General features: G+C 62.3%; 2 protein-coding genes and 1 pseudogene. 2 read left to right on the forward strand and 1 reads right to left on the reverse strand.

Going from position 1 to position 4,101, the window contains the following annotated elements:
* Together AC1D1P_RS16275 and AC1D1P_RS16280 are read left to right on the forward strand one after the other, a co-directional pair.
* Positions 1 to 2,702, forward strand: a 2,702-nt coding sequence (locus tag AC1D1P_RS16275) for an excinuclease ABC subunit UvrA (protein WP_477673686.1), incomplete at its 5' end; no start/stop codon positions are given.
* Between the two features lie 65 nt (positions 2,703 to 2,767).
* Positions 2,768 to 3,697, forward strand: a complete 930-nt coding sequence (locus tag AC1D1P_RS16280) for a DMT family transporter (RefSeq protein ID WP_477668821.1) — start codon at positions 2,768 to 2,770, stop codon at positions 3,695 to 3,697.
* On the opposite strand, the pseudogene AC1D1P_RS16285 reads toward AC1D1P_RS16280, so the two are convergent.
* A pseudogene (locus tag AC1D1P_RS16285) lies at positions 3,687 to 4,101 on the reverse strand (MFS transporter); the annotation flags it as partial. The gene AC1D1P_RS16280 and the pseudogene AC1D1P_RS16285 overlap by 11 nt on opposite strands.

Genomic DNA, 4,101 nt, shown 5'->3' on the forward strand with positions numbered 1-4,101 from the left:
TGGGTACGGTCACTGAAATCCACGATTACCTGCGCCTGCTGTTTGCGCGGGCCGGCACGCCATATTGCCCAAACCACGACCTGCCGCTGCAGGCCCAAAGCGTCAGCGAAATGGTCGACACGGTGCTGGCCCTGCCCGAAGACACCAAGCTGATGATCCTGGCGCCGGTGGCGCGCGACCGCAAGGGCGAATTCGTGGACGTGTTTGCCGAGATGCAGTCGCAAGGCTATGTGCGCTTTCGCGTCGACGGCACGGCCTATGAGTTTGACGACCTGCCCAAGCTCAAAAAAACCGAGAAGCACAACATCGATGTGGTGATTGACCGCATCAAGGTTCGCGCGGACCTGCAGCAACGCCTGGCCGAAAGCTTTGAGGCCGCGCTTCGCCTGGCCGACGGCAAAGCGATTGCCATGGAAATGGACACCGCCAAAGAGCACCTCTTCAGCGCGAAGTTTTCCTGCCCGGTGTGCGACTACTCGCTAAGCGAAATGGAGCCACGGCTCTTCTCTTTCAACTCACCCGTCGGCGCCTGCCCCACCTGTGACGGCCTGGGCCATATGGAATTTTTCGACCCGGCGCGCGTGGTGGCCTTTCCGTCGCTGAGCCTGGCCAGCGGCGCCGTCAAGGGCTGGGACCGGCGCAATGGCTACTACTTCTCGATGCTTGAGAGCCTGGCAAAGCACTACAAATTCGACATCGACGCTGCCTTTGAGAACCTGCCCGACAACGTGCGGCAGGTTGTTCTGTACGGCTCGGGCGAGGAAGAAATCAAGTTCAGCTACGTGATGGATTCGGGCAACTTTGCCGGCAAGAAGATCGCAAAGAAGCATCCTTTCGAAGGCGTCATCACCAACTTCGAGCGGCGCTACCGCGAAACCGACTCTGCCGCCGTGCGCGAAGAACTGTCCCGCTATCGCAGTGTGCAGCCCTGCCCTGACTGCGAAGGGACGCGCCTGCGCACCGAGGCACGCCACGTGTACCTGGTGAGCGCGCCTGAAGACGGCGTTGACGCATCGGTGACCGATGGCACCAAGCCTGGGCGCAAGGCGATCTATGAAATCAGCCACTCAACGTTACGCGAGAGTTTCGGGTATTTCAACACGCTGAAAATGCAGGGCGCCAAGGCCGAAATTGCAGCCAAGGTAGTGCGCGAGATCGGCCTGCGCCTGAAGTTCCTCAACGACGTGGGCCTCAACTACCTCAGCCTGGATCGCAGCGCGGAGACACTGTCGGGTGGCGAGTCCCAGCGCATCCGCCTGGCCTCGCAGATCGGTTCGGGCCTGACCGGCGTGATGTACGTGCTCGACGAACCCAGCATCGGCCTGCACCAGCGCGACAACGACCGCCTGATCGGCACGCTCAAGCATTTGCGCGACATCGGCAACAGCGTGCTGGTGGTCGAGCACGACGAAGACATGATCCGCGCGGCCGACCATGTGATCGACATGGGACCGGGTGCCGGCATCCACGGCGGGCGCGTGATGGCGCAAGGCACATTTGACGAAGTCAAGAACAACCCCGACTCGCTCACGGGCCAGTACCTGGCGCAAACACTGAAGATCGCCGTACCCAAACGCCGCACGCCCTGGCTGCCGACGGTCAAGGCGGTGGAAGCGGCGGAGAAAAAGAAAGCCTCGCGCTTTCCGCAAAGCCCGGCGGCCGAGCGCCGCGCCGCGCGCGAAGCGATCCACCAGGCCACGCTGGGCGACATGCAGGCCTTGCGCGTCGTCAACGCCACCGGCCATAACCTCAAAGGCGTGAGCGTCGAATTCCCGGTGGGCCTGTTGACCTGCGTAACCGGTGTCTCCGGCTCTGGGAAGTCCACACTGGTCAACGACACGTTGTATGCGGCCGTGGCGCGCACGCTGTACCGCGCCCATGAAGAGCCTGCGCCGCACGAAGCGATAGAAGGCATCGAGCATTTCGACAAGGTCATCAACGTTGACCAGTCGCCCATCGGCCGCACGCCGCGCAGCAACCCGGCCACCTACACCGGCCTCTTCACACCGATCCGCGAGCTGATGGCCGAAATGAATACCGCGCGCGAGCGCGGCTACGGCGCCGGGCGATTCAGCTTCAACGTGGCCGGCGGCCGCTGCGAAGCCTGCCAGGGCGACGGCGTGGTCAAGGTCGAAATGCACTTCCTGCCCGACGTGTACGTGCCCTGCGATGTCTGCAAGGGCATGCGCTACAACCGCGAAACACTGGAAGTGCAATACAAGGGCAAGAACATCGCGCAGATCCTGGACCTGACCGTCGAGGTGGCCGCCGAGTTCTTCAAGGCGGTGCCGACGATTGCGCGCAAGCTGCACACCCTGCTCGACGTGGGCCTTTCCTACATCAAGCTGGGCCAGGCCGCGACCACGCTCTCGGGCGGCGAGGCACAGCGCGTCAAGCTTGCGCTGGAATTGAGCAAACGCGACACCGGCCGCACGCTGTACATCCTCGATGAACCGACGACCGGCCTGCACTTTGCCGACATCGATTTGCTGCTCAAGGTATTGCACCAGCTGCGCGACGCGGGCAACACGATTGTGGTGATCGAGCACAACCTGGATGTCATCAAGACGGCCGACTGGCTGATCGACATGGGCCCCGAGGGTGGCGCCGGCGGTGGCACGGTGGTGGGCGTGGGTACGCCGGAAGACATCGCTGCCAATTCGGCCAGCCATACCGGGCGGTACCTGGCGCGCCTGCTCTGAGTTTCCCTGCCACGTCCAGGTGCCTGCCGCGCCCGGACGCGGCCTTCTTTTCACGGAATCCCGGTTTGAACAGCTCCACCTTCTTCACCCAGCGCAAGGTCGTTTTTCTGCTGGCCTCCTTGTGCTGCCTGCTCTGGGGCAGCGCCTATCCGGCCATCAAGAACGGCTATGCGCTGTTTCATATTGCGGCCGACGACATTCCCTCCAAGCTGGTGTTTGCGGGCTGGCGCTTTATTTTTGCCGGCCTGGTGCTGCTGGTGTTTGCGGTCATCAGCAAGAAGCCGGTGTTCCAGCTGGACCGCCGCACCTTCGGCCAGGTGACGCTGGTGGGCCTCACGCAGACGAGCCTGCAGTATGTGTTCTTCTACATCGGCCTGGCGTACGCCACCGGCGTGAAGAGCTCGATCATGAATGCAACGGGCACCTTCTTCAGCGTGCTGCTGGCGCATTACATCTACAAGAATGACCGGCTCAGCTTCAACAAGGTGCTGGGCTGCATGGTGGGCTTTGCCGGCGTGATGGTGGTGAACTTCAGCGAAGGCCTATTGACCTTCGACTTCACGCTGCTGGGCGAAGGCTTTGTGGTGATCGCCGCTTTTGTGCTGTCGGCCGCCAGTATTTACGGCAAGAAGGTGTCGCAGCGCGTGGATTCGGTGGTACTGACAGGCTGGCAATTGGCCATAGGCGGCCTGGCGCTGCTGCTGATCGGTGTTGCTACCGGCGGAACATTGAGGGGTTTCACGCTTCAGTCCACCCTGTTGATGGTTTACCTCGTGGTGCTGTCGTCCGCGGCGTTCTCGCTGTGGACGATTTTGCTGAAGTACAACCGCGTGAGCATGATCACGGTGTTCAATTTCATGGTGCCGATTTTTGGGACACTGCTGTCGGCGGTGTTTCTGGATGAGCGCTTCCTGGAGTGGAAAAACGGCCTGGCCTTGTTGCTGGTTTGTTATGGGATCTGGCTGGTGACGAAAGAAGAGAAAGTTAGCGGCTGAGCCTGGGTTTTGCGCGCATGCGGCCCCCGGCAGCGATGGCGATTGCGATGACAACCAGCACCGCCGCAACCGCGAACGTGACCTGCATGCCGGTGGCAACAGCCCCGGCACCCGCGGTCGTGATGTCCGCCGCTGAGGCAAACGCGAACACGGCCCCCATCGCGGAGGCCCCGGTCATGAGCCCCAGATTGCGCGACAGGTTGAGCATGCCGGAAATGACACCCCGCTGGTCCGAAGGAATATCCGTCATGACAGCGGTGTTGTTGGCGGCCTGGAACAGCTGATATCCCGGGGTCAGGATGAAGATGGCGGCCACGTAGCCCGCAACACCGAACATCGCTGGAAGCGCGGCCAGCGCCGCCGCGCCGGTGGCCACGGCGATGAGCCCGGCGACGGCCATGAAC

The sequence above is a fragment of the Polaromonas sp. P1_E1_2 genome (assembly GCF_056406035.1).